Origin of the sequence: Streptococcus sp. SPS1 (assembly GCF_030439915.1) — a bacterium.
Taxonomy (GTDB): Bacteria; Bacillota; Bacilli; order Lactobacillales; family Streptococcaceae; genus Streptococcus.
Genome location: NZ_JAQFJG010000010.1, coordinates 1 through 23,093 on the forward strand (window position 1 = coordinate 1; position 23,093 = coordinate 23,093).

At 40.5% G+C, this 23,093-nt stretch carries 26 protein-coding genes; 25 read left to right on the forward strand and 1 reads right to left on the reverse strand.

The window, feature by feature from the left end:
- The first annotated feature begins 186 nt into the window (after window positions 1-186).
- From PCY12_RS07725 to whiA, 20 genes are all read left to right on the forward strand, one after another.
- A complete protein-coding gene (locus PCY12_RS07725; protein WP_301352325.1) occupies window positions 187-1,023 on the forward strand; it encodes a DUF4261 domain-containing protein in 837 nt (278 codons plus the stop codon).
- A 188-nt stretch (window positions 1,024-1,211) separates the two neighbouring features.
- On the forward strand, window positions 1,212-1,586 hold the full coding sequence (locus PCY12_RS07730) for a MerR family transcriptional regulator (protein ID WP_301352326.1): 375 nt from the start codon (window positions 1,212-1,214) through the stop codon (window positions 1,584-1,586).
- A 15-nt stretch (window positions 1,587-1,601) separates the two neighbouring features.
- Window positions 1,602-1,775, forward strand: a complete 174-nt coding sequence (locus tag PCY12_RS07735) for a hypothetical protein (protein WP_161800613.1) — start codon at window positions 1,602-1,604, stop codon at window positions 1,773-1,775.
- Window positions 1,776-2,199: 424 nt separating this feature from the next.
- Window positions 2,200-2,712, forward strand: coding sequence for an adenine phosphoribosyltransferase (locus tag PCY12_RS07740; protein ID WP_023933925.1), 513 nt, complete (start codon window positions 2,200-2,202; stop codon window positions 2,710-2,712).
- Between the two features lie 287 nt (window positions 2,713-2,999).
- Window positions 3,000-3,944, forward strand: coding sequence for a homoserine O-succinyltransferase (gene metA, locus PCY12_RS07745; protein ID WP_301352327.1), 945 nt, complete (start codon window positions 3,000-3,002; stop codon window positions 3,942-3,944).
- Window positions 3,945-3,952: 8 nt separating this feature from the next.
- A complete protein-coding gene (locus PCY12_RS07750; protein WP_301352330.1) occupies window positions 3,953-4,630 on the forward strand; it encodes a DnaD domain-containing protein in 678 nt (225 codons plus the stop codon).
- Window positions 4,631-4,727: 97 nt separating this feature from the next.
- Complete coding sequence (gene tpiA, locus PCY12_RS07755; RefSeq protein ID WP_301352331.1) at window positions 4,728-5,486, forward strand: triose-phosphate isomerase; 759 nt, start codon at window positions 4,728-4,730, stop codon at window positions 5,484-5,486.
- A gap of 37 nt (window positions 5,487-5,523) precedes the next feature.
- Window positions 5,524-7,038 carry a choline binding-anchored murein hydrolase LytC gene (lytC, locus tag PCY12_RS07760; protein ID WP_301352333.1) on the forward strand — a complete coding sequence of 505 codons (1,515 nt, stop codon included), beginning with the start codon at window positions 5,524-5,526 and terminating at the stop codon, window positions 7,036-7,038.
- 110 nt (window positions 7,039-7,148) lie between these two features.
- Window positions 7,149-7,274: a hypothetical protein gene (locus PCY12_RS07765; protein WP_261062164.1), complete on the forward strand. Its 126-nt coding sequence runs from the start codon at window positions 7,149-7,151 to the stop codon at window positions 7,272-7,274.
- 307 nt (window positions 7,275-7,581) lie between these two features.
- Window positions 7,582-10,005 (forward strand): Rib/alpha-like domain-containing protein, encoded by a 2,424-nt coding sequence (locus tag PCY12_RS07770; RefSeq protein WP_301352335.1) that lies wholly within the window; start codon window positions 7,582-7,584, stop codon window positions 10,003-10,005.
- A gap of 335 nt (window positions 10,006-10,340) precedes the next feature.
- Window positions 10,341-10,526: a hypothetical protein gene (locus tag PCY12_RS07775; RefSeq protein WP_301352337.1), complete on the forward strand. Its 186-nt coding sequence runs from the start codon at window positions 10,341-10,343 to the stop codon at window positions 10,524-10,526.
- Between the two features lie 256 nt (window positions 10,527-10,782).
- A complete protein-coding gene (locus PCY12_RS07780; protein ID WP_050107673.1) occupies window positions 10,783-11,301 on the forward strand; it encodes a DNA starvation/stationary phase protection protein in 519 nt (172 codons plus the stop codon).
- A 129-nt stretch (window positions 11,302-11,430) separates the two neighbouring features.
- A complete protein-coding gene (locus PCY12_RS07785) occupies window positions 11,431-11,937 on the forward strand; it encodes a dihydrofolate reductase (RefSeq protein ID WP_301352339.1) in 507 nt (168 codons plus the stop codon).
- Window positions 11,937-12,107, forward strand: a complete 171-nt coding sequence (locus PCY12_RS07790; protein WP_000442276.1) for a hypothetical protein — start codon at window positions 11,937-11,939, stop codon at window positions 12,105-12,107. The genes PCY12_RS07785 and PCY12_RS07790 overlap by 1 nt, the downstream gene beginning before the upstream one ends.
- A 31-nt stretch (window positions 12,108-12,138) precedes the next feature.
- Window positions 12,139-13,371, forward strand: coding sequence for an ATP-dependent Clp protease ATP-binding subunit ClpX (gene clpX / locus PCY12_RS07795; protein WP_301352341.1), 1,233 nt, complete (start codon window positions 12,139-12,141; stop codon window positions 13,369-13,371).
- Between the two features lie 8 nt (window positions 13,372-13,379).
- On the forward strand, window positions 13,380-13,967 hold the full coding sequence (gene yihA / locus PCY12_RS07800) for a ribosome biogenesis GTP-binding protein YihA/YsxC (protein ID WP_301352343.1): 588 nt from the start codon (window positions 13,380-13,382) through the stop codon (window positions 13,965-13,967).
- 7 nt (window positions 13,968-13,974) lie between these two features.
- On the forward strand, window positions 13,975-14,355 hold the full coding sequence (locus PCY12_RS07805; RefSeq protein WP_301352344.1) for a RidA family protein: 381 nt from the start codon (window positions 13,975-13,977) through the stop codon (window positions 14,353-14,355).
- Between the two features lie 51 nt (window positions 14,356-14,406).
- Entirely contained in the window at window positions 14,407-15,297 is an 891-nt protein-coding gene (rapZ, locus tag PCY12_RS07810; RefSeq protein ID WP_301352346.1) for an RNase adapter RapZ, read from the forward strand.
- Window positions 15,294-16,271 (forward strand): YvcK family protein, encoded by a 978-nt coding sequence (locus tag PCY12_RS07815; protein WP_301352348.1) that lies wholly within the window; start codon window positions 15,294-15,296, stop codon window positions 16,269-16,271. Before rapZ ends, PCY12_RS07815 begins: the two co-directional genes overlap by 4 nt.
- Window positions 16,268-17,179 (forward strand): DNA-binding protein WhiA, encoded by a 912-nt coding sequence (gene whiA, locus PCY12_RS07820; protein ID WP_301352350.1) that lies wholly within the window; start codon window positions 16,268-16,270, stop codon window positions 17,177-17,179. Before PCY12_RS07815 ends, whiA begins: the two co-directional genes overlap by 4 nt.
- Window positions 17,180-17,675: 496 nt before the next feature.
- On the opposite strand, the gene PCY12_RS07825 is transcribed toward whiA, so the two are convergent.
- A complete protein-coding gene (locus PCY12_RS07825) occupies window positions 17,676-18,644 on the reverse strand; it encodes an NAD(P)/FAD-dependent oxidoreductase (RefSeq protein ID WP_301352352.1) in 969 nt (322 codons plus the stop codon).
- A 135-nt stretch (window positions 18,645-18,779) separates the two neighbouring features.
- Here PCY12_RS07825 and cdaA point away from each other — a divergent pair, with 135 nt between their 5' ends.
- The 5 genes from cdaA (at window position 18,780) to PCY12_RS07850 (ending at window position 23,078) form a co-directional block, all read left to right on the forward strand.
- Complete coding sequence (cdaA, locus tag PCY12_RS07830; RefSeq protein ID WP_050089436.1) at window positions 18,780-19,637, forward strand: diadenylate cyclase CdaA; 858 nt, start codon at window positions 18,780-18,782, stop codon at window positions 19,635-19,637.
- A complete protein-coding gene (locus PCY12_RS07835; RefSeq protein ID WP_301352354.1) occupies window positions 19,624-20,403 on the forward strand; it encodes a CdaR family protein in 780 nt (259 codons plus the stop codon). The genes cdaA and PCY12_RS07835 overlap by 14 nt, the downstream gene beginning before the upstream one ends.
- A gap of 24 nt (window positions 20,404-20,427) precedes the next feature.
- Window positions 20,428-21,780, forward strand: a complete 1,353-nt coding sequence (glmM, locus tag PCY12_RS07840) for a phosphoglucosamine mutase (protein WP_301352356.1) — start codon at window positions 20,428-20,430, stop codon at window positions 21,778-21,780.
- A gap of 73 nt (window positions 21,781-21,853) precedes the next feature.
- A complete protein-coding gene (locus PCY12_RS07845) occupies window positions 21,854-22,228 on the forward strand; it encodes a DUF1149 family protein (RefSeq protein ID WP_001050088.1) in 375 nt (124 codons plus the stop codon).
- 1 nt (window position 22,229) lies between these two features.
- Entirely contained in the window at window positions 22,230-23,078 is an 849-nt protein-coding gene (locus tag PCY12_RS07850; protein WP_050242019.1) for a DegV family protein, read from the forward strand.
- Window positions 23,079-23,093: the final 15 nt, after the last annotated feature.

Here is a 23,093-nt window from a genome sequence, read left to right on the forward strand (position 1 = left end):
ACTTATCAAAAAGAAAAGGCGATAGGACTGAGGAAACAGTTCTAACGCCCAAACTAAAAAAATTTCAATTACAGTATAGCACAGGAAGTGATTTTTTGCGCTTTTTTACTGTCTTTTTTCAAATAAAGGGCACAGCGTAAATGATTCACTTGACTTGACAATTCACGAGAAAAAGATGATAATCTAATGGAAGATATTTTAGACAAATTTTATGTAGAGGTTGAGGTGGAAGTTTTGAACAGTGATAACATAGGAGAATTTTGTGGAAGCGTTTTGCTTTCAGAGGATTGTTGGGACAAGAATAAACTGATAAAAGATCTTAGAGATGAGTGGAGTATTGAAATCTCAAATGAAGATTTAACAGATGAAGCTGACGATGTAATCTTTACAGATATCAATGGATATCGTGTGATTATCAGTAAATTCCCTGATCCCGTACCAAACGAAGAGGCGGAAATCAATGCTTCCAATAATTATATGTGGAGAGAAGCGGTAGAAGTTACTAAAAGCCATAAGGCACATATTGTCGTTGCTGTTTTAGGTGATGGAGAAGATATAAAAGAAAGAGGGCTTATTTATACTGAGGTTATGGCAGCTTGCAGCATGCAGGAAAATGCCATAGGCGTATTTACAAGCGGAGTGGTCTTTGAACCAAATTCTTACATTGACTGTGCTCAAATGATTAAAGAACAGGAATTACCTATTTTTAACTGGATATGGTTCGGTCTTTATCAAACTGACAAGGGAATATCCGCATACACTTATGGAATGGACGTGTTTGGAAAGTATGAACTTGAGATAATAGATGCAGATGAAAATCCGGGGGATCTAATAAAATTTATATCTTCAATCGTATCGTACATACTCCTTGAGGATGTAGATTTGCAGGATGGTGAGACCCTAGGTTTTTCAGAAAAAGACAAGCATAAAATTACATTAAGCAAAGGTGTTGCTCTTCCGGATCAAGACACATTGAAAATTGCTTATGAAGCGGAAACAAAGAAATCTTGGTGGAGGAAATAGAGGGAAGTGACCCCAAAAGTTAGATTTTTTATATCTAACTTTTGGGGTGCAGTATAAAAGGCTGGGGCAACCTGGTCTTTTTTGTTGGAAAGAATGTTATGTTAGAAAATGCGATATAAAAAGTAAGAAAGCTCTTGATATTTATGTCAGTTATTTTTACAATACAGCTATCATAGAGAAGAAGAGAGGTGTTTGAGAATGGGAAAAAAGAATTACGACGTTCTTTAGCAGTGTTTCCAATAGGAACAGTTATGAAATTGACTGATTTAACGGCAAGACAAATTAGCTACTATGAAGAACAACGTTTAATTACACCGGAACGTTCAGACACTAATCGCAGAATGTATTCCTTAAATGACGTAGATTGTTTGTTAGAGATTAAAGATTACTTGTCAGATGGATTAACGATTGTTGCGATTCAAAAAGTTTATTCGAATGAAAAGAAAAATCCGTTAGAAAAACCAACATCAAATGATGCTTTAACGGATGAAGATGTTCGACGAATTTTATATAACGAAATTATGCATATTGGAAGATTATCTGGACAAGAGAAATTACTATAGGGGTGGAGAAAAATGATGAAAAAGAGATTTGAAAATATTATTTTAGTATCAATGATTTGTATGAGTATTTTACCAACAAATGTATATGCAAAGGATAATAGAGAGATAGAAAAAGAGTTTACTATTGATGTTACAAATGATAAAAATACCACAGTTCAAACGAGCCTACTAAAAAAGCCATCAATTTGATGACTTTTTCAGTAGGCTCATATGTCACAATGGCTTATTTATGTACATTAGGATTTGCTTACTCAAAAGTACAAAAACAAGAAACAGAGCATTTGAACAGTTGGGTTGCTTAAATAGTTGTCCCATTTTTAAAAAAATGACGAAATTTCAAGGGGGGATAGTCTGCCCTTTTTTAGGTGCTGAGGTTATCGTTGGATGAATATGCTTAAAAATGAAAATAAAATCTGTTTTCTGAAACTGATTTTGGTTTTTAGAAATTATTCCCAAGTTTCTGGAATAGATTTTTATTTACAAAAGTAATGAAACTGCTATTTTTGGTCAAAAAAAAGATTACAGCGTAAATGATTCAAATATTGTTTTCTCTTTCTTCTTTACTAGAAAATATGGTATAATAGAGAGTAAAAACTTTGAAAGAAAGAAAAAGATGAATTTAAAAGATTATATTGCAACAATTGAAAATTATCCCAAGGAAGGCATCACCTTCCGTGATATCAGTCCTTTGATGGCTGATGGAAATGCTTATAGCTATGCTGTTCGTGAAATCGTTCAGTATGCTACTGACAAGAAAATTGACATGGTTGTAGGGCCTGAGGCTCGTGGATTTATTGTGGGCTGTCCAGTTGCCTTTGAGTTGGGAATTGGTTTTGCGCCTGTTCGTAAGCCAGGTAAATTGCCACGTGAAGTCATTTCTGCTGACTATGAAAAAGAGTACGGTGTCGATACCTTGACCATGCACGCGGATGCCATCAAGCCAGGTCAACGTGTTCTTATCGTAGACGACCTCTTGGCGACAGGTGGTACTGTTAAGGCAACCATCGAGATGATTGAAAAACTTGGTGGTATTGTAGCGGGTTGTGCCTTCCTTGTTGAATTGGATGAATTGAACGGCCGTGAAAAAATCGGTGACTACGATTACAAAGTTCTGATGCATTATTAATGAAAAACAGTCCCTAGGGCTGTTTTCTCTACATTAGGATATAAAAATAGACTATAGCTAGTTAGAGAAAAACTATAATTGAAAACTATATCTTCTTGCAGTATAATAAAAGGACTAGGTGTTTGAGATTTAGTTTCATACTCAATGAAAATCAAAGAGCAAACTAGGAAACTAGCCGCAGGCTGTACTTGAGTACGGCAAGGCAACGTTGACGCAGTTTGAAGAGATTTTCGAAGAGTTTCAAACATATGCAATGATTCCTGAAAGAATACAGTTAGGAGAGGGTTATGCCGATTCGAATTGATAAAAAATTACCAGCTGTTGAGATTTTACGGACAGAGAACATCTTTGTCATGGATGATCAACGTGCGGCCCACCAAGATATCCGTCCTTTGAAGATTTTAATCTTAAATCTTATGCCACAGAAAATGGTCACAGAAACCCAGTTGTTACGCCATTTGGCCAATACACCTCTACAACTGGATATTGATTTTCTCTATATGGAGAGCCACCGTTCTAAGACAACTCGTTCAGAGCACATGGAGACCTTTTATAAAACTTTTCCTGAAGTCAAGGATGAGTATTTTGATGGGATGATTATCACGGGTGCTCCAGTTGAGCATTTACCATTTGAGGAAGTGGACTATTGGGAGGAATTTACTCAGGTGCTTGAGTGGTCCAAGACCCATGTCTATTCGACCCTTCATATCTGTTGGGGTGCTCAAGCCGGGCTTTATCTGCGCTATGGAGTGGAAAAATACCAGATGGACAGTAAGTTATCAGGTATCTATCCTCAGGACACTTTAAAAGAAGGGCATCTTCTTTTTAGAGGTTTTGACGATAGCTATGTATCTCCTCATTCACGGCATACGGAGATTTCTAAGGAAGAGGTCTTAAACAAAACCAATCTCGAGATTTTATCAGAAGGTCCTCAGGTTGGGGTTTCGATTTTGGCTAGCCGTGATTTACGTGAAATTTATAGTTTTGGGCATTTGGAGTATGACCGTGATACCTTGGCAAAAGAGTATTTTCGAGATCGTGACGCAGGTTTAGACCCACATATTCCAGAAAATTACTTTAAGGATGATGATGTTAACAAGATGCCTTGTCTTTGTTGGTCTTCATCTGCAGCCCTCTTTTTCAGTAACTGGGTAAACTATGCGGTCTATCAGGAAACACCTTTTGACTGGAGAAAGATAGAAGATGATGCATCTGCATATGGGTATTTATAAGAGGAATTATGACATATTTAGACGCTTTTAAATCAGGGAACTTGGTTTTACCGAGTGCCCTGCTCTTGCATTTTAAGGAACTCTTTCCTTCTAGCGACGATTTTCTGGTTTGGCAATTTTTCTATTTGCAAAATACGACAGGCTTAGAAGAGATGTCGCCAAGCCAGATTGCTGAAAGGATTGGCAAGGAAATTTCGGATGTCAACCAGTCCATTTCTAATCTGACGGAAAGGGGACTTCTCCAGTATCGAACGATCGAATTGAATGGTGAAATCGAATTGCTTTTTGATGCTAGTTTGGCTTTGGAACGTTTGGATGACTTGCTTGGAGTCGCTCATTCAAGTTCAGACCAGTTGACACCTCAAAACCAGCTCAAGGATTTGGTAGAAACCTTCCAGCAGGAATTAGGACGCTTGTTGACACCTTTTGAAATTGAGGATTTGACCAAGACACTAAAAGAAGATGGGACCAGTGCTGACTTGATTAAGGAAGCTCTTCGTGAAGCTGTTTTGAATGGAAAACCAAACTGGAAGTACATCCAGGCCATTTTGAGAAACTGGCGACATGAAGGTATCAAAAGTGTGGCTCAAATCGAGGCTAAGCGGGCAGAAAGAGAAGCAAGCAATCCTCAGTTGACACAGGTATCGGCAGATTTTAGAAATGCCATGGATCTTTGGAAGGATTAATCCATGCAAGTAGGCTTGAAATCCGAGTAAGATTTGCAAGCTGTGTTTAATTGTGATAAAATAAATAGAAAATAAATTGAAAAAAGAGGTATGTGAAATGTCACGTAAACCATTTATCGCTGGTAACTGGAAAATGAACAAAAATCCAGAAGAAGCTAAAGCATTCGTTGAAGCAGTTGCATCAAAACTTCCTTCATCAGATCTTGTTGAAGCAGGTATCGCAGCTCCAGCTCTTGATTTGACAACTGTTCTTGCTGCTGCAAAAGGTTCAAACCTTAAAGTTGCTGCTCAAAACTGCTATTTTGAAAATGTAGGTGCTTTCACTGGTGAAACTAGCCCACAAGTTTTGAAAGAAATCGGTACTGACTACGTTGTGATCGGTCACTCAGAACGCCGTGACTACTTCCATGAAACTGACGAAGATATCAACAAAAAAGCAAAAGCAATCTTTGCAAACGGTATGCTTCCAATCATCTGTTGTGGTGAGTCACTTGAAACTTACGAAGCTGGTAAAGCTGCTGAATTCGTAGGTGCTCAAGTATCTGCTGCATTGGCTGGATTGACTGCTGAACAAGTTGCTGCATCAGTTATCGCTTATGAGCCAATCTGGGCTATCGGTACTGGTAAATCAGCTTCACAAGACGATGCACAAAAAATGTGTAAAGTTGTTCGTGACGTTGTAGCTGCTGACTTTGGTCAAGAAGTTGCAGACAAAGTTCGTGTTCAATACGGTGGTTCTGTTAAACCTGAGAACGTTGCTTCATACATGGCTTGTCCAGACGTTGACGGTGCCCTTGTAGGTGGTGCGTCACTTGAAGCTGAAAGCTTCTTGGCTTTGCTTGACTTTGTAAAATAATCAGTAAGTAGCAAAAGCTAGGTGGAACAGCATTCAGGTGCCTGTTCCATTTTTTATAGGAGAGGAAAGATTGAAAACAAAAATTGGAAAAATTGGATTAGCCAGTATCTGTTTACTAGGCTTGGCAACTAGCCATGTCGCTGCAAATGAAACTGAAGTTTCAAAAACTTCGCAGGATACAACGACAGCTTCAAGTAGTTCAGAGCAAAATCAGTCTTCTAATAAAACTCAAACGAGCACAGGTGTAAAGACCAATGTTGCTGCCCACTGGGATGGGGATTATTATGTAAAGGCTGATGGTTCTAAAGCTCAAAGTGAATGGATTTTTGATAATAACTACAAAGCTTGGTTTTATCTCAAATCAGACGGTCGTTATGCTCAAAATGAGTGGCGGGGTAGTTATTACCTAAAATCAGGTGGCTATATGGCTCAAAACGAATGGCTTTATGATAATAATTATAAGAGTTGGTTTTATCTCAAGTCAGATGGGGCTTATGCTCATCAAGAATGGCAATTGATTGGAAATAAGTGGTACTACTTCAAGAAGTGGGGTTACATGGCTAAAAGCCAATGGCAAGGAAGTTATTTCTTGAATGGTCAAGGTGCCATGATGCAAAATGAATGGCTTTATGATCCAGCCTATTCTGCTTATTTTTATCTCAAATCAGATGGTACTTACGCTAACCAAGAGTGGCAAAAAGTGGGCGGCAAATGGTACTATTTCAAGAAGTGGGGCTATATGGCTCGTAATGAGTGGCAAGGCAACTACTATTTGACTGGAAGTGGTGCCATGGCGACTGATGAAGTGATTATGGATGGTGCTCGCTATATCTTTGCGGCTTCTGGTGAGCTCAAAGAAAAGAAAGATTTGAATGTCGGCTGGGTTCACAGAGATGGTAAACGCTATTTCTTTAATAATAGAGAAGAGCAAGTGGGAACCGAACATGCTAAGAAAGTTATTGATATTAGTGAGCATAATGGTCGTATCAATGATTGGAAAAAGGTTATTGATGAAAATGAAGTAGATGGTGTCATTGTTCGTCTAGGTTATAGTGGTAAAGAAGACAAGGAATTGGCGCATAACATTAAGGAGTTAAACCGTCTGGGAATTCCTTATGGTGTCTATCTCTATACCTATGCTGAAAATGAGACCGATGCTGAGAATGACGCTGAACAGACCATTGAACTTCTGAAGAAATACAATATGAACTTGTCTTACCCTATCTACTATGATGTTGAGAACTGGGAATATGTGAATAAAAGTAAGCGTGCTCCGAGTGATACAGGTACTTGGGTTAAGATTATTAACAAGTACATGGAGACGATGAAGCAGGCGGGTTATCAAAATGTGTATGTCTATAGCTATCGTAGTTTACTACAGACACGTTTAAAACACCCAGATATTTTAAAACATGTAAACTGGGTAGCGGCCTATACCAATGCTTTAGAATGGGAAAACCCTCATTATTCAGGAGAAAAAGGTTGGCAATATACCTCTTCTGAATACATGAAAGGAATCCAAGGGCGCGTAGATGTCAGCGTTTGGTATTAAGCGATGATTTGAAAGAGGGATGTGATACTAGCACCCTCTTTTTCTTTGTTTTATGATAGTTTATCCTCGAGTAAATTCAAGATCTTGCTAGGAAATGAATCTTATACTCAATGAAAATCAAAGAGCAAACTAGGAAACTAGCCGCAAGCTGCAAGCTGCAAGCTGTACTTGAGTACGGTAAGGCGACGCTGACGTGGTTTGAAGAGATTTTCGAAGAGTATTATATAGTAGATTGAATATAGACCAGGACATTGCGGTTGCTAAAACATTTTTAGAAATTCATTTGTCTTTCCTAATCGACTTAGCTCCATCTTATTTCAATCTATTACATTATATAATAGTTGTAATTATAACAGAAATGCAGTATAATATTTAATTGGAAGATTCAAGTGAATAGTCTTTTTTTGAAACCAAAATTGAATACCCAGTATGCATATATATATATATGCTTTTGGTGATTTTCTTGGGCTGATATGATGTATTAAAGAAGGTCTATTCTAAAAATTGAGATACAATTTGAAACTTGAAGGAGAATTAAAATCAATGAAAACAAATAAGTCAATGAGTCGTATTGAACGCATGCACCGTGAGAAGGTTACACGCTATTCAATTCGTAAATATAGCTTTGGTGCAGCTAGTGTAGCAGTAGCGGCTCTTTTCATGTTTTTGGGCAATGGTGCTGTATCAGCTGATGTGACTGCTGTTCAACCGCAAGACAAACCAGAGCTTAAAGTTAAACCAAATGATGAAAATACTGGCTCAGGTAAGGTTCAGGGGAATGCTACAAAACAAGTAGGCAATACAGTTGTAGCGGAAACTATTGCTAAACCAGAAGAACCAGCAACTCCAGCTTTAGACAAAACGAAACTTGAAAAATATATCAAAGAGATTGAAGCGAAACTAGATAAAGGTGCATACGCCAATAAAACAGAAGAAAGTGTTGCTCTATTAAAAGCGGAGTTGGCTGCAGCTAAAGAAGTGTTACAAAATGCTACAACTCAAGCTGAACTGACAAAGGCTTACAGCAAACTTGTAACTGTAGCTAACACCAAATTAGTAACAAAACCTGCAGAGAAAAAAGTAACACCAACTGTAGACACAACTAATGGGCAACCAACAGTAGGTAAAAAGGCAGAAAATACCGAACCAAAACCTGGAACAAATTCAATCGCAAACACTGGTTCTCATGACCCTCGTAACAACACAGCAATGGATAGAACGAATCCACTGCGTACAGAAGGACAACCAGCAATTGAGGATGATTCTTATAATTCATTTGTATTTTCCGGACACGATAAAGATTTCAAAAATCATTCGACACTTGAATGGTTTAGCAAAGAAGGAGATGGCAATAACAGAAATAATGCATCCTTGGAGTATGGTGAAGATAGTCATGGAAAATACATAAAATGGAAATCGACTCAACCTAGAGGTGGAGGCTTCAAGCTTACAATAGATAAGGAACTAGGTGAAGAATATACCATTGGTGTAAAGTTTTCTTTTGACCAAACTACTGGCAACTGGAGAAAAATAGTAGATTATAAGAATTCGGCAGATGATACTGGTTTCTATTTTAATAGGGGCAACTTACAATTTTACAATGATATAAGCTCTCCACTTGGTACAAATTCAGTTCCTGATAATACAGTCGTTGACTTTATTATAGTAAAATCTAGGACAGAATTTGCTGTTTACCTTGTCAAAGATGGACATGTTACTAAAGAAATGTCTTTAACCGATACTGCAACTCTCGCTAATGCAAAACCTTATACAGAAAATGGTAAGACTATACTTGGTTTTTTCTTCGATGATACAGCTACTAGTTCTGAAGCCACCTCTGGTGGTAGGGTATATAGAATGTCTATATATGACAAGGCTATAGACCCGACTAAGATCGTAGAAAAATTGAATAAAGAACTAGATGACAGCAAGTATGAACCAGAACTAAAAAATCCCTTACCAGACGTTGGAAAAGACGAAAAACCAAATGCAGAGGATTTTATAAAGAATACACCGACATCAAACGAGACAAATAAATTACCAGAAAATACTAGGATTACATGGGGAGAGGCACCTGATACAAGCTCAGCAGGTTTAAAACCAGCAGTAATCTTAGTAACATACCCTGATGGCTCAGCCGATCGAGTAGGGGTCAAAGTGAATGTGGTAGCTACAGCTCGACCAGACGCTCCAACAGTAACAGCAGACGAAAGTACAGCGACAGTAACTGTAACGCCAACAGGAGATGTCGATAAAGTCAAAGTAACGTACACACCAACAGGTGGAACAACTGAGACAACCATCGAAATCGTAAAAGAAGCTGGAGGTTGGAAAGAGAAATCAGCCACACCAACTTCAGGAGTAAGCGTTAATCCAACAACAGGAGAGGTCACACTAGATCACACAGTAGCTGAAGACGGAACAGCAGTCAAAGCCGTCGCAACAAAAGGCAACAGTGACGAAAGTGACGCAGGAACAGCAACTGATCCAGTGAAACAAGCGAAACCAGCAGCGCCAGTAGTAGATGTCAATAAAGGTAAATTAGAATCAGCAATTCATCGATTAGATGATTTCATCAATCATCAATCAGATAAATTGGATGAGAATAGTGCTAAGAAAGCAAAAGCATTATTAGAAGAAGGTAAGAAAGTATTTGCTGATTCAAAAGCAAGCCAAGATGAAGTGGATACAATGGTGAAACGTATTGAAGATTTCATCTCGGAAGTTTCTCCGACAAGCAATCAGGCAAATCCAGCAAATAATCAAGCTACTCAAACAAGTACTGTAACTCCAGCTACTGTTGATGCGGTATCAAACCAAGCAACCACAAATGCACGCCAATTGGCTAAAGAGTTGCCAAATACAGGTACAGCTGATTCTACTGTAGCTATGGTAGCAGCAGCCACAAGTGCCTTACTTGGTCTTGGTCTTGCAGGCCGTCGTCGTAAAGAAGACGAAGAAGCTTAGTTAGGAACTTGTTCGATTAGCATCAAATAATGAGTTTGATTGTCAAGGACTAGACAAGCACCTCTCATAAAAAATCTCCTAGTAGGAAAGTCTGCTAGGAGATTTTTGCGTACGATAGGGATATCGTACAGCTGATACTAAAATATATAGTATATTGAAGTTGAAATAGTACACTCTGGTTTCTAAAACATTGCTAGAAGTTAGGTTAAATTTCCTGATCAATTTGTACATTTTTTATTTCATTTCACTATAATCTAAATTTGACAAGCCAAGCCGAATCGTAATCACCAAGCCTCTGCTATACTAGATAAAAATAGTTATCAGAGGGGAGGACGATGGAAGAAAGATTGAAAATCATTCAAGAAGAGAGTGCTACAATTGATAGTCTCATCAATGAACTTGCCCTTCTGGACAACTCAGCCTTTTTGAGGAAGAGGCTCCACCTGAGGACGATGGAGATGTTCCCAGTTGAAACAGAAGAGATTATCTATAGACGTCAGAAAGCTAACAGACTATTGTAAACAAAGAGAGTTCAGAGGATTATTTGGCATAGTTTGAGATTATCCACTAAAATGGTCAATCGTAAAAAGTTATAGAGCTTGGAACTTTTTCAATAGACCTTGTTATTGGGGGCTTATTAAGAATTCTTAAATTATCAGTCTATTGCAACTTTTCTCATGTGGGTCATTTGGCTTGCTATTGTCTTTCCTTAGTAGTATACTAAGGTAGTAATCATTAAGAAGTGGTTACAAAAAATAATGAACGAGGTAAAATAAAATGGTAGAATTGAAAAAAGAAGCAGCAAAAGATGTCGCAACATTAACAAAAGCAGCGCCAGTAGCATTGGCAAAAACAAAGGAAGTTTTGAATCAAGCTGTTGCAGATTTGTATGTAGCGCATATTGCTCTTCATCAAGTGCACTGGTACATGCGTGGACGCGGTTTTATGGTATGGCATCCAAAAATGGATGAGTACATGGATGCTCTTGATGGTCATTTAGATGAAATCAGCGAACGCTTGATCACACTTGGTGGAAGCCCATTCTCTACTTTGACAGAGTTCCTTCAAAACAGTGAAATCGAAGAAGAAGCTGGTGAATACCGTAATGTTGAAGAAAGCTTGGAACGTGTTCTAGATATTTATCGCTACCTCATCACTCTTTTCCAAAAAGCGTTGGATGTGACTGACGAAGAAGGCGATGATGTTACAAACGATATTTTTGTTGGTGCTAAGGCTGAACTTGAGAAAACAGTTTGGATGCTTGCCGCAGAACTTGGACAAGCACCTGGTTTGTAAGAAACAAGGAAACATAGATAAATCTGTAGGAAATTTCTTACAGATTTTTTCTATTTTGTAAGCTATTCCAAACCAGTCTTTTTTTGAGTTTTTTGATAAAATAGTACTATCAGTGAAAAGGATGGAAGCATGACTAAGAAAATCGTAGCTATTTGGGCCCAGGATGAAGAGGGTGTGATTGGTAAGGACAATCGCCTGCCTTGGCATTTGCCAGCAGAATTGCAACATTTTAAAGAAACAACTCTGAATCATGCTATCTTGATGGGGCGTGTGACCTTTGATGGAATGGGGCGTCGCCTGCTTCCAAAACGGGAGACCTTGATTTTAACACGTAACTTGGAAGAAAAGCTAGACGGGGTTGCTACTTTTCATGATGTCCAGTCAGTTTTGGACTGGTATCAGGGTCAAGACAAGAATCTTTATATTCTCGGCGGGAAGCAAATTTTTCAGGCTTTTGAACCCTACCTTGACGAAGTGATTGTGACTCAAATTCATGCTCGGGTGGAGGGAGATACCTATTTCCCCGAGGAGTTTGACCTGTCCCTTTTTGAGACAGTTTCAAGCAAATCCTATACCAAAGATGAGAAAAATTCTTATGATTTTACCATCCAATACCGCAAGAGAAAGGAAGTCTAATGGAACGGAGTTTATTTGGTTTATTCACGGCTTTTCTGTGTTTCATCTGCCTTTTGGCAGGAGCACAGGCTTTTCGTAAAAAGCGTTACGGGCTTTCTATCCTCCTTTGGTTAAATGCCTTTACCAATCTGGTCAATAGTATTCATGCTTTTTACATGACCTTATTTTAGATAGAATGACAGTATAGAATGGAAGGAAATCATGTCTACAAATAGAAAAAATGATATGATGGTTTATTGCTCATTTTGTGGCAAAAACCAAGAAGAAGTACAAAAAATAATCGCTGGCAACAATGCTTTTATTTGTAATGAATGCGTGGAGTTAGCTCAAGAAATCATTCGAGAAGAATTGGTTGAGGAAGTCTTGGCAGACTTGTCTGAGGTGCCAAAACCAATCGAACTCCTCCATATCTTGAACCACTATGTAATCGGTCAAGATCGTGCCAAGCGTGCCTTGGCAGTGGCAGTTTACAACCACTACAAACGCATCAATTTCCACGATACGCGTGAAGAGTCAGAAGATGTGGATTTGCAGAAGTCAAACATCTTGATGATTGCCCCAACTGGTTCTGGGAAAACTTTCTTGGCCCAGACCTTGGCTAAGAGCTTGAATGTGCCTTTTGCGATCGCAGATGCAACAGCTCTTACGGAGGCTGGTTATGTAGGTGAGGATGTGGAAAATATCCTCCTCAAACTCTTGCAGGCTGCTGACTTTAACATCGAGCGTGCAGAGCGTGGGATTATCTACGTGGATGAAATTGACAAGATTGCCAAGAAGAGTGAGAACGTGTCTATCACACGTGATGTTTCTGGTGAAGGGGTGCAACAAGCCCTTCTCAAGATTATCGAGGGAACTGTTGCTAGCGTGCCGCCTCAAGGTGGACGCAAGCATCCACAACAAGAGATGATTCAAGTGGATACTAAAAATATCCTCTTCATCGTGGGTGGTGCCTTTGATGGTATTGAAGAAATTGTCAAACAACGTTTGGGTGAAAAGGTTATCGGCTTTGGTCAAAACAACAAGGCGATTGACGAAAATAGCTCCTACATGCAAGAAATCATCGCGGAAGATATTCAAAAATTCGGTATTATCCCTGAGTTGATTGGACGTTTGCCTGTCTTTGCGGCTCTTGAGCAATTGACAGTGGATGACTTGGTTCGCATCTTGAAAGAACCAAGAAATGCCTTGGTGAAACAGTACCAGACCTTGCTATCTTATGATGATGTTGAGTTGGAATTTGACGACGAAGCCCTTCAAGAGATTGCTAATAAAGCCATTGAACGGAAGACAGGGGCGCGTGGTCTTCGCTCAATTATTGAAGAAACCATGCTAGATGTCATGTTTGAAGTACCGAGTCAGGAAAATGTGAAATTGGTCCGTATCACAAAAGAAGCTGTCGATGGAACGGATAAACCAATCCTAGAAACAGCCTAGAGGTGACAATGGAACTTAATACACACAATGCAGAAATCTTGCTCAGTGCGGCCAATAAATCCCACTACCCACAGGATGAACTGCCAGAGATTGCCCTAGCAGGGCGTTCCAATGTTGGCAAGTCTAGCTTTATCAACACCATGCTGAACCGTAAGAATCTGGCTCGTACATCGGGGAAACCTGGGAAAACCCAGCTTCTTAACTTCTTTAACATTGATGACAAGATGCGCTTTGTGGATGTGCCTGGTTATGGCTATGCCCGCGTTTCCAAAAAGGAACGTGAAAAATGGGGGCGCATGATTGAGGAGTACTTAACGACTCGGGAAAATCTCCGTGCGGTTGTCAGTCTAGTTGACCTTCGTCATGACCCGTCAGCAGATGATGTGCAGATGTACGAATTTCTCAAGTACTATGAGATTCCAGTTATCATCGTTGCGACCAAGGCGGACAAGATTCCTCGTGGTAAATGGAACAAGCATGAATCAGCAATCAAAAAGAAATTAAACTTTGACCCAAGTGATGACTTCATCCTCTTTTCATCTATCAGCAAGGCAGGGATGGACCAAGCTTGGGATGCAATCGTAGAAAAATTGTGAGGAAAAAATGGCAAAAACAATTCATACAGACAAAGCTCCAAAGGCTATCGGGCCTTATGTTCAAGGAAAAATCGTTGGCAATCTTTTGTTTGCTAGTGGTCAAGTTCCTCTCTCTCCTGAAACTGGGGAAATCGTTGGAGAAACGATCCAAGAACAGACAGAACAAGTCTTAAAAAACATCGGTGCTATTTTGGCAGAAGCAGGAACAGACTTTGACCATGTTGTCAAAACAACTTGCTTCTTGAACGATATGAACGACTTCGTTCCTTTTAATGAGGTTTACCAAACGGCCTTTAAAGAGGAATTTCCAGCTCGTTCAGCTGTGGAGGTAGCTCGTCTTCCTCGTGATGTAAAAGTCGAAATTGAAGTCATCGCAGAGATTGGATAAGCTAGTTGAAGTTTGGTGTTGCCAAACTTCTTTTGATATAAGGAGAAAAAGATGACAAAGAAACAACTTCACTTGGTGATTGTGACAGGAATGAGTGGTGCAGGGAAAACAGTTGCCATTCAGTCCTTTGAGGATCTAGGTTATTTTACTATTGACAATATGCCACCAGCTCTCTTGCCTAAGTTTTTGCAGTTGGTGGGAACAAAGGATGACGACCATAAGTTGGCCTTGGTAGTGGATATGCGTAGCCGTTCTTTCTTCTCAGAGATTCAAGATGTTTTGGATGAGTTGGAAGACAAAGAAGAACTGGACTTTAAAATTCTCTTTTTGGATGCAGCTGATAAGGAATTGGTTGCTCGTTACAAGGAAACCAGAAGGAGTCACCCACTAGCAGCAGATGGACGGATTTTGGATGGAATCAAGCTGGAACGTGAGCTCTTGGCGCCTTTGAAAAATATGAGCCAAAATGTGGTGGATACGACTGAACTTACTCCTCGTGAGCTGCGTAAAACCCTTGCAGAGCAGTTTTCAGATCAAGAACAAGCCCAGTCTTTCCGTATCGAAGTCATGTCTTTCGGCTTTAAATATGGAATCCCGATTGATGCGGACTTGGTCTTTGATGTCCGATTCTTGCCAAATCCCTACTACCTTCCAGAACTGAGAAACCAAACGGGTGTGGATGAACCAGTGTATGACTATGTCATGAATCATCCTGAGTCAGAAGATTTTTATCAGCATTTGTTGGCCTTGATTGAACCGATTTTGCCAAGTTACCAAAAGGAAGGTAAGTCCGTTTTGACCATTGCCATGGGATGTACGGGTGGACAACACCGTAGTGTGGCCTTTGCCAAACGCTTGGCGCAGGACTTATCCAAGACTTGGCCTGTCAATGAAGGGCATCGCGACAAAGACCGAAGAAAGGAAACGGTAAACCGTTCATGAGAAAACCAAAGATAACGGTGATTGGTGGAGGAACTGGGATTCCTGTCATTCTTAAAAGTCTGCGTGAAAAAGATGTGGAAATCGCTGCTATCGTAACGGTGGCGGATGATGGTGGTTCATCAGGTGAACTCCGAAAAAATATGCAGCAGTTGACACCGCCAGGTGATCTTCGCAATGTCCTTGTGGCCATGTCGGATATGCCTAAGTTTTATGAGAAGGTCTTTCAGTACCGTTTTTCTGAGGATGCGGGAGCCTTTGCGGGCCATCCGCTGGGAAATCTCATTATCGCTGGTCTGTCAGAGATGCAGGGTTCGACCTATAATGCCATGCAGTTATTGAGCAAATTTTTCCATACTACTGGGAAGATTTATCCTTCCAGTGACCATCCTTTGACCCTGCACGCAGTCTTTCAGGATGGGACAGAAGTGGCTGGAGAGAGTCATATTGCAGACCATCCGGGCATGATTGACCATGTCTATGTGACCAATACCCTTAACGATGATACGCCTCTGGCCAGCCGTCGAGTAGTGCAGACCATTCTTGAAAGTGACATGATTGTCTTAGGGCCAGGTTCCCTCTTTACCTCGATTTTGCCCAATATCGTGATTAAGGAGATCGGGCAGGCGCTTTTGGAAACCAAGGCAGAAATCGCCTATGTCTGCAATATCATGACCCAACGTGGGGAGACGGAACACTTTACAGATAGCGATCACGTGGAAGTTTTGCATCGTCACCTTGGCCGCCCTTTTATCGATACTGTCTTGGTAAATATCGAAAAAGTCCCACAGGAGTACATGAATTCCAACCGGTTTGATGAATACTTGGTGCAGGTGGACCATGACTTTGATGGTCTTTGTAAGCAAGTTCCGCGCGTGATTTCATCCAACTTCCTTCGTCTGGAAAATGGAGGTGCCTTCCACGATGGGGATTTGATTGTGGACGAGTTGATGCGGATTATACAGGTGAGAAAATGAGTTTCACAGTAGCAGTAAAAGAAGAAATTCTAGGTCAACACCATCTGAGCCGGCATGAATTATCTGCCATTATCAAGATGTCTGGTAGCATCGGTCTCTCGACTTCGGGCCTGACCTTGTCCGTTGTGACAGAAAATGCCAAACTGGCTCGTCACCTCTATGAATCCTTTCTCCATTTCTATGAAATCAAATCGGAAATTCGTCACCACCAACGGAGCAATCTTCGCAAGAATCGGGTCTATACCGTTTTTACAGATGAAAAGGTGCAGGACTTGTTGAGTGATTTGCACTTGGCAGACTCCTTTTTTGGTTTGGAAACAGGTATTGATGAGGAGATTTTATCAGACGAGGAAGCAGGCCGTGCCTATCTCTGTGGCGCTTTCTTGGCAAATGGAAGTATTCGTGACCCTGAGTCAGGAAAGTACCAGTTGGAAATCAGTTCTGTTTATCTGGACCACGCGCAAGGGCTTGCCTCACTTCTTCAGCAGTTTTTACTGGATGCCAAGGTACTTGAGCGCAAGAAGGGAGCTGTGACCTATCTCCAGCGAGCCGAAGATATTATGGACTTCTTGATTGTCATCGGAGCCATGCAGGCGCGAGATGATTTTGAGCGGGTTAAGATTTTGCGGGAAACTCGTAACGATCTTAATCGAGCCAATAATGCCGAGACAGCTAATATTGCTCGGACAGTTTCTGCCAGCATGAAGACTATCAACAATATCAGCAAAATCAAAGATATTATAGGCTTAGAAAATCTGCCAGTGGATTTGCAGGAAGTAGCGCAGTTGCGGATTCAGCACCCAGACTACTCTATCCAACAGTTGGCAGATAGCCTCAGCACCCCTCTGACCAAAAGTGGTGTCAACCACAGACTCAGAAAAATAAATAAGATAGCCGATGAATTATAAAGATATATCCCCCTTGAATTATCAGTGTGATTGGTTGATTCTATTTTTTTAATGACCTGATATCGCTAACTTACAAAATATCAACCTGTTTCTTGACAATTGAATAGAGTATGTGAGATAATAAGGGGGAATTGAGAAGTTCTAGCATTTTAGTGCTAACAGAAATCCCCTCGGTACTGCAATACCGAGGGGATTTTTTCTGGGTTAGATAGCACTAACCACGAAGGTTACTTGTCGAAGTGATCGTCTAACCAACGAGTCACCAGCCATGAGATAATACTCTCGATGACTGCGATAAGTACTATTTTGAGAAGTTCTAGCATCTGTAATACCTCCTTTTCCAAGGCGTATCGTTAGTGCCATCGTTATTATATCACATGCTTTATCAATTTGATAGGACATTTTTGATTTTTGAAAAAGAAGGGGAAAGGTATGAGCTGATCAGATCGTAGATGAACTATAAAACCACGAATCCTATGTGACTCGTGGTTCTTTTTTATAAACTGGTTGAGTGTTTTGGTTGCACTTTTTGCTCAGGGTCAATGTAGTTGATGGCATTGTTGACAGCGGTTGGTGCTTCTCCCAGTCCTGTCGCAATTAAGTCAATTTTTCCGTCATAGTAGCAGCAGTCGCCGATAGCATAGATACCTGCTTGGCTAGATTCTTGCTTGCTGTTGACGATAATCTTGTGGCGGTTGAGGTCCAGACCCCAGTTTTTAAGGTTACCGACAGAAGATTTGAAACCATAGTTGACAAAGAGGTGGTCTAGGTCAATCGTTTCGGTTTCATCAGATTTGACTTTTGTGATTTCAAGTTTATCAAGCGTTTTTCCATTTCCAAGGAGTTGGCTAGGGACGAATGGTGTCTTGATGGTCACAGAAGATCCCTGCAAAGCTTGGACACTGTGTTCCAAGGCGCGGAAATTATCTCTGCGGTGAACAAGGGTGGTTGGTGCAATTTTTTCAAAAGCCAAAGCCCAATCCACTGCTGAGTCTCCCCCACCAAGAATCGTCACTTTCTTACCAGCGTATTGCTGAATGTTGGAAACGTGGTAATGGATATTTTCATAGCCCTCAACCCCTTCTAGTTCCAGCGGACGTGGTTTGAAGGCACCGCCACCCATTGCGATGATAACTGTTTTAGTCAGGTGACTTCCTTTAGAAGTGGTAATGGCAAAGCCTTCTTCTTGTTTTTCAATTTCAAGCACCGTTTCATTGAGATGGATAGGGGTATCAAATCCATTTAGCTGTTCAATCAAGCGGTTAGTCAACTCTTCTCCAGTCAGGTTTGGGAAACCTGGTACGTCTAGGATTTCCTTTTCAGGGTAGAGAATAGCAGGTTGTCCACCTAGCTGGGGAAGAGAGTCGATGATTTGGACCTTGGCTTGGCGTAGGTGGGCATAGAAGGCTGCAAAAAGCCCGACAGGACCACCACCTACAATGGTAATATCATAGAGTTGAGACATAGTTTCTCCTTTGTTTTTTCTAGTCAGTTTATTGTATCATATTTTTGCTCAATGTAAAATGGACTAGGATAGGGAAAAAAATGCCAGAAAATGGTATAATAGGACGAAAGTGTTTTGATAGGGAGGATATCAGGGATGAATTTTCAACAATTATCCAATCTGCAATATTGGACCAGTTTGTTTGCAAGTCCATGGACGATAGCTATCAATCTGATTGATATTTTGATTGTTGCTTATATTTTATATCATTTTACAAAAGCTATTGCAGGAACCAAGATTATGATTTTGGTACGTGGAGTTTTGGTGTTTATTTTAGCTCAAATCCTTGCAAATATGATTGGCTTGACTACGATTTCTTGGTTAATCAATCAAATTATTACTTATGGGGTTATTGCGGCGGTTGTTATCTTCTCTCCAGAGATTCGGACTGGTTTGGAACGTTTGGGAAGAGCGACAGATTTCTTTTCCAATGCCCCTATTAGTGCTGAGGAACAGATGATTCGTGCCTTTGTTAAGTCTGTTGAATACATGAGTCCTCGTAAAATCGGGGCCTTGGTTGCTATTCAGCGTGTACGTACCTTGCAGGAGTATATTTCGACAGGAATTCCCTTGGATGCTAAGATTTCTGCAGAACTTCTCATTAACATTTTTATTCCCAACACTCCCCTACATGATGGTGCAGTGATTATCAGAGAAGAACGTATCGCTGTGACGTCTGCCTATCTGCCCTTGACAGAAAGTACAGGGATTTCCAAGGAATTTGGCACCAGACATCGGGCGGCTATTGGTTTATCAGAAGTCTCAGATGCCTTGACTTTTGTCGTATCAGAGGAAACGGGAGGAATTTCGATAACCTATAATGGAAGCTTTAAGCACAACCTAACACTTGATGAATTTGAAACAGAATTACGTGAAATCTTACTTCCAAAAGAGGAAGCAGGTCTTAGTTTTAAAGAACGATTGCTAGGAGGATGGAAACATGAGAAAAAATAGTTTATACATCATATCCTCACTCTTTTTTGCTTGTGTCTTATTTGTCTATGCTACGGCGACGAATTTTCAAAACAGTACCAGTGCTAGGCAGGTAAAAACGGAAACCTATACGAATACAGTAACAAATGTCCCTATTGACATACGCTATAATAGTGATGAGTATTTTATTAGCGGTTTTGCTTCAGAAGTATCAGTGGTCTTGACTGGTGCAAATCGCCTATCGCTAGCTAGTGAAATGCAAGAAAGCACACGTAAATTCAAGGTTACTGCTGACCTAACAGATGCCAGTGTTGGAACGATTGAAGTTCCTTTGAGCATTGAAGATTTACCCAATGGGCTGACCGCTGTGGCGACTCCGCAAAAAATTACAGTCAAGATTGGTAAGAAGGCTCAGAAGAATAAGGTAAAGGTTGTACCAGAGATTGACCCTAGTCAAATTGATAGTCGGGTACAGATTGAAAATGTCACGGTGTCAGATGAAGAAGTGTCGATTACGAGTGACCAAGAGACATTGGATAGAATTGATAAGATTATCGCTGTCTTGCCAACCAGCGAACGCATAACAGGTAATTACAGTGGTTCGGTACCTTTGCAGGCAATCGACCGCAATGGGGTTGTCTTACCGGCAGTTATCACTCCCTTTGATACAATAATGAAGGTGACTACAAAACCAGTAGCATCAAGTTCAAGCACATCAAATTCAAGCACAAGCAGTTCATCGGAGACATCTTCGTCAACGAAAGCAACTGGTTCAAAAACGAATTAAAAATAGAAAAAGGATTTTATAAAAATGGGTAAATATTTTGGGACTGATGGAGTCCGTGGAGAAGCTAATGTAGAACTTACTCCGGAATTAGCTTTTAAGCTAGGACGTTTTGGAGGCTATGTTCTGAGTCAACATGAAACGGAAGCACCAAAAGTCTTTGTGGGACGTGACACACGTATTTCAGGGGAAATGCTAGAATCTGCCCTGGTAGCAGGTCTCCTTTCAGTTGGTATTCACGTATATAAATTAGGTGTTATGGCAACACCAGCAGTAGCTTACTTGGTCAAAACAGAGGGAGCAAGCGCCGGTGTCATGATTTCTGCTAGCCACAACCCAGCCCTTGATAATGGAATCAAGTTCTTTGGCGGTGATGGCTTCAAACTAGATGATGAAAAAGAAGCAGAAATTGAAGCCTTGCTAGATGCTGAGGAAGACACTCTTCCTCGTCCAAGTGCAGAAGGCTTGGGAACCTTGGTAGATTATCCAGAAGGCTTGCGTAAGTATGAAGGATACCTTGTTTCAACTGGAACTCCTCTTGAAGGAATGAAGGTTGCCCTGGATACAGCCAATGGTGCAGCGTCTACAAGTGCCCGTCAAATTTTTGCAGACCTTGGTGCTCAATTAACGGTTATTGGGGAAACACCAGATGGTCTTAACATCAACCTTAATGTTGGTTCTACGCACCCAGAAACCCTTCAAGAAGTGGTCAAAGAAAGCGGGTCAGCGATTGGTTTGGCCTTTGATGGAGACAGTGACCGTTTGATTGCTGTTGATGAAAATGGCGACATCGTCGATGGTGACAAGATCATGTACATCATCGGGAAATATCTTTCTGAAAAAGGACAATTGGCTCAAAATACAATCGTGACAACCGTTATGTCCAACCTTGGTTTCCACAAGGCCTTGGACCGCGAAGGTATTAACAAGGCAGTTACTGCAGTTGGTGACCGCTACGTTGTTGAAGAAATGCGAAAATCAGGCTACAACCTTGGTGGTGAACAGTCTGGGCACGTTATCTTGATGGATTACAATACCACTGGTGATGGTCAATTATCTGCTGTCCAATTGACAAAAATCATGAAGGAAACTGGTAAGAGCTTGTCAGAGTTGGCAGGAGAAGTAACCATTTACCCACAAAAATTAGTTAATATCCGAGTGGAAAATGCCATGAAGGAAAAGGCTATGGAAGTGCCAGCTATCAAGGTTATCATCGAGAAGATGGAAGCTGAAATGGCGGGGAATGGTCGTATTCTTGTTCGCCCAAGTGGAACAGAGCCCCTCTTGCGTGTCATGGCAGAAGCTCCTACAACAGAAGAAGTGGACTACTATGTTGATACTATCGCAGACGTAGTTCGAGCTGAAATCGGGATTGACTAAAACTTAGAAAACTAGATGAAAATAAAAAATTATGGTACAATAGCTTATAATATTGTAGCCAAGGGAGAAAGACATGAATCTTAAACGTGAACAAGAATTTGTTAGTCAGTATCATTTTGATGCGCGTAATTTTGAATGGGAAAATGAAAATGGAGCTCCTGAAACTAAGGTGGATGTGAACTTCCAATTGCTCCAACATGATCAAGAAAATCAAGTGACTTCCTTGATTGTCATCTTGACCTTTATGATTGTATTTGATAAGTTTGTCATCAGTGGAACCATTTCACAGGTAAACCACATCGATGGCCGTATTGTCAATGAACCAAGTGAATTGAGCCAAGAAGAAGTGGAAACTTTGGCTCGCCCAAGTTTGAATATGCTCAACCGTTTGACTTACGAAGTAACTGAAATTGCATTAGACTTACCAGGAATCAATTTGGAGTTCTAATATGAAACTAGCTGTTATCACAGATTCTTCTGCCTATCTCAGTGCAGAGACCTTGCAAAGAGAAGATTTGTATGTCTTGGATATTCCTGTCAATATTGATGGTGAGGAGTATGTCGAAGGCATCAATCTGACTGCTGAGGAATTTTACCAAAAAATGGCTCAGGCTTCTGAATTGCCTAAGACTAGTCAACCAAGTATTGCCAAGTTAGATGAAATCTTAACTTCGCTCAAAGAACAAGGTTATACCCATGCTTTGGGGCTTTTCCTATCTTCTGGAATTTCAGGTTTTTACCAAAATATCCAGTATATGATAGATGAATATGAGGGCTTAACCATTGCTTTTCCAGACACTTTGATTACAAGTGCTCCTCTGGGTATCATGGTTGAAAGCGTCTTTAATTGGAGTGACCAGGGCGATGATTTTGCCAGCATTCAGGATAAGCTAGCCATTCAAATCAGTCGTACGTCAGCCTTTATCATGGTAGATGATTTGGATCATTTGGTGAAAGGTGGACGCCTTTCAAATGGTGCTGCTATTTTGGGCAATTTGCTTAGCATTAAGCCAATCCTCTATTTCAATGACCAAGGTGTGATTGAAGTTTACGAAAAAGTTCGTACGGAAAAGAAAGCAACTAAGCGCTTAATTGAGATTATCAAGGAAGCAACAGCTTCAGGGCAATATCGTGTCATTGTCATTCATGGGAATGCTCCTGAAAAGGCTGAGGAATTGCGTCAGCACTTGATTGAATCTGGATTGAGTTCAGATGTTTCACTTGCTACATTTGGTAGTGTCATTGGAACCCACCTAGGAGCAGGAAGTATTGCTCTGGGTTATATTCCAGTGATTTAGTTGGCGCTTCTAGGC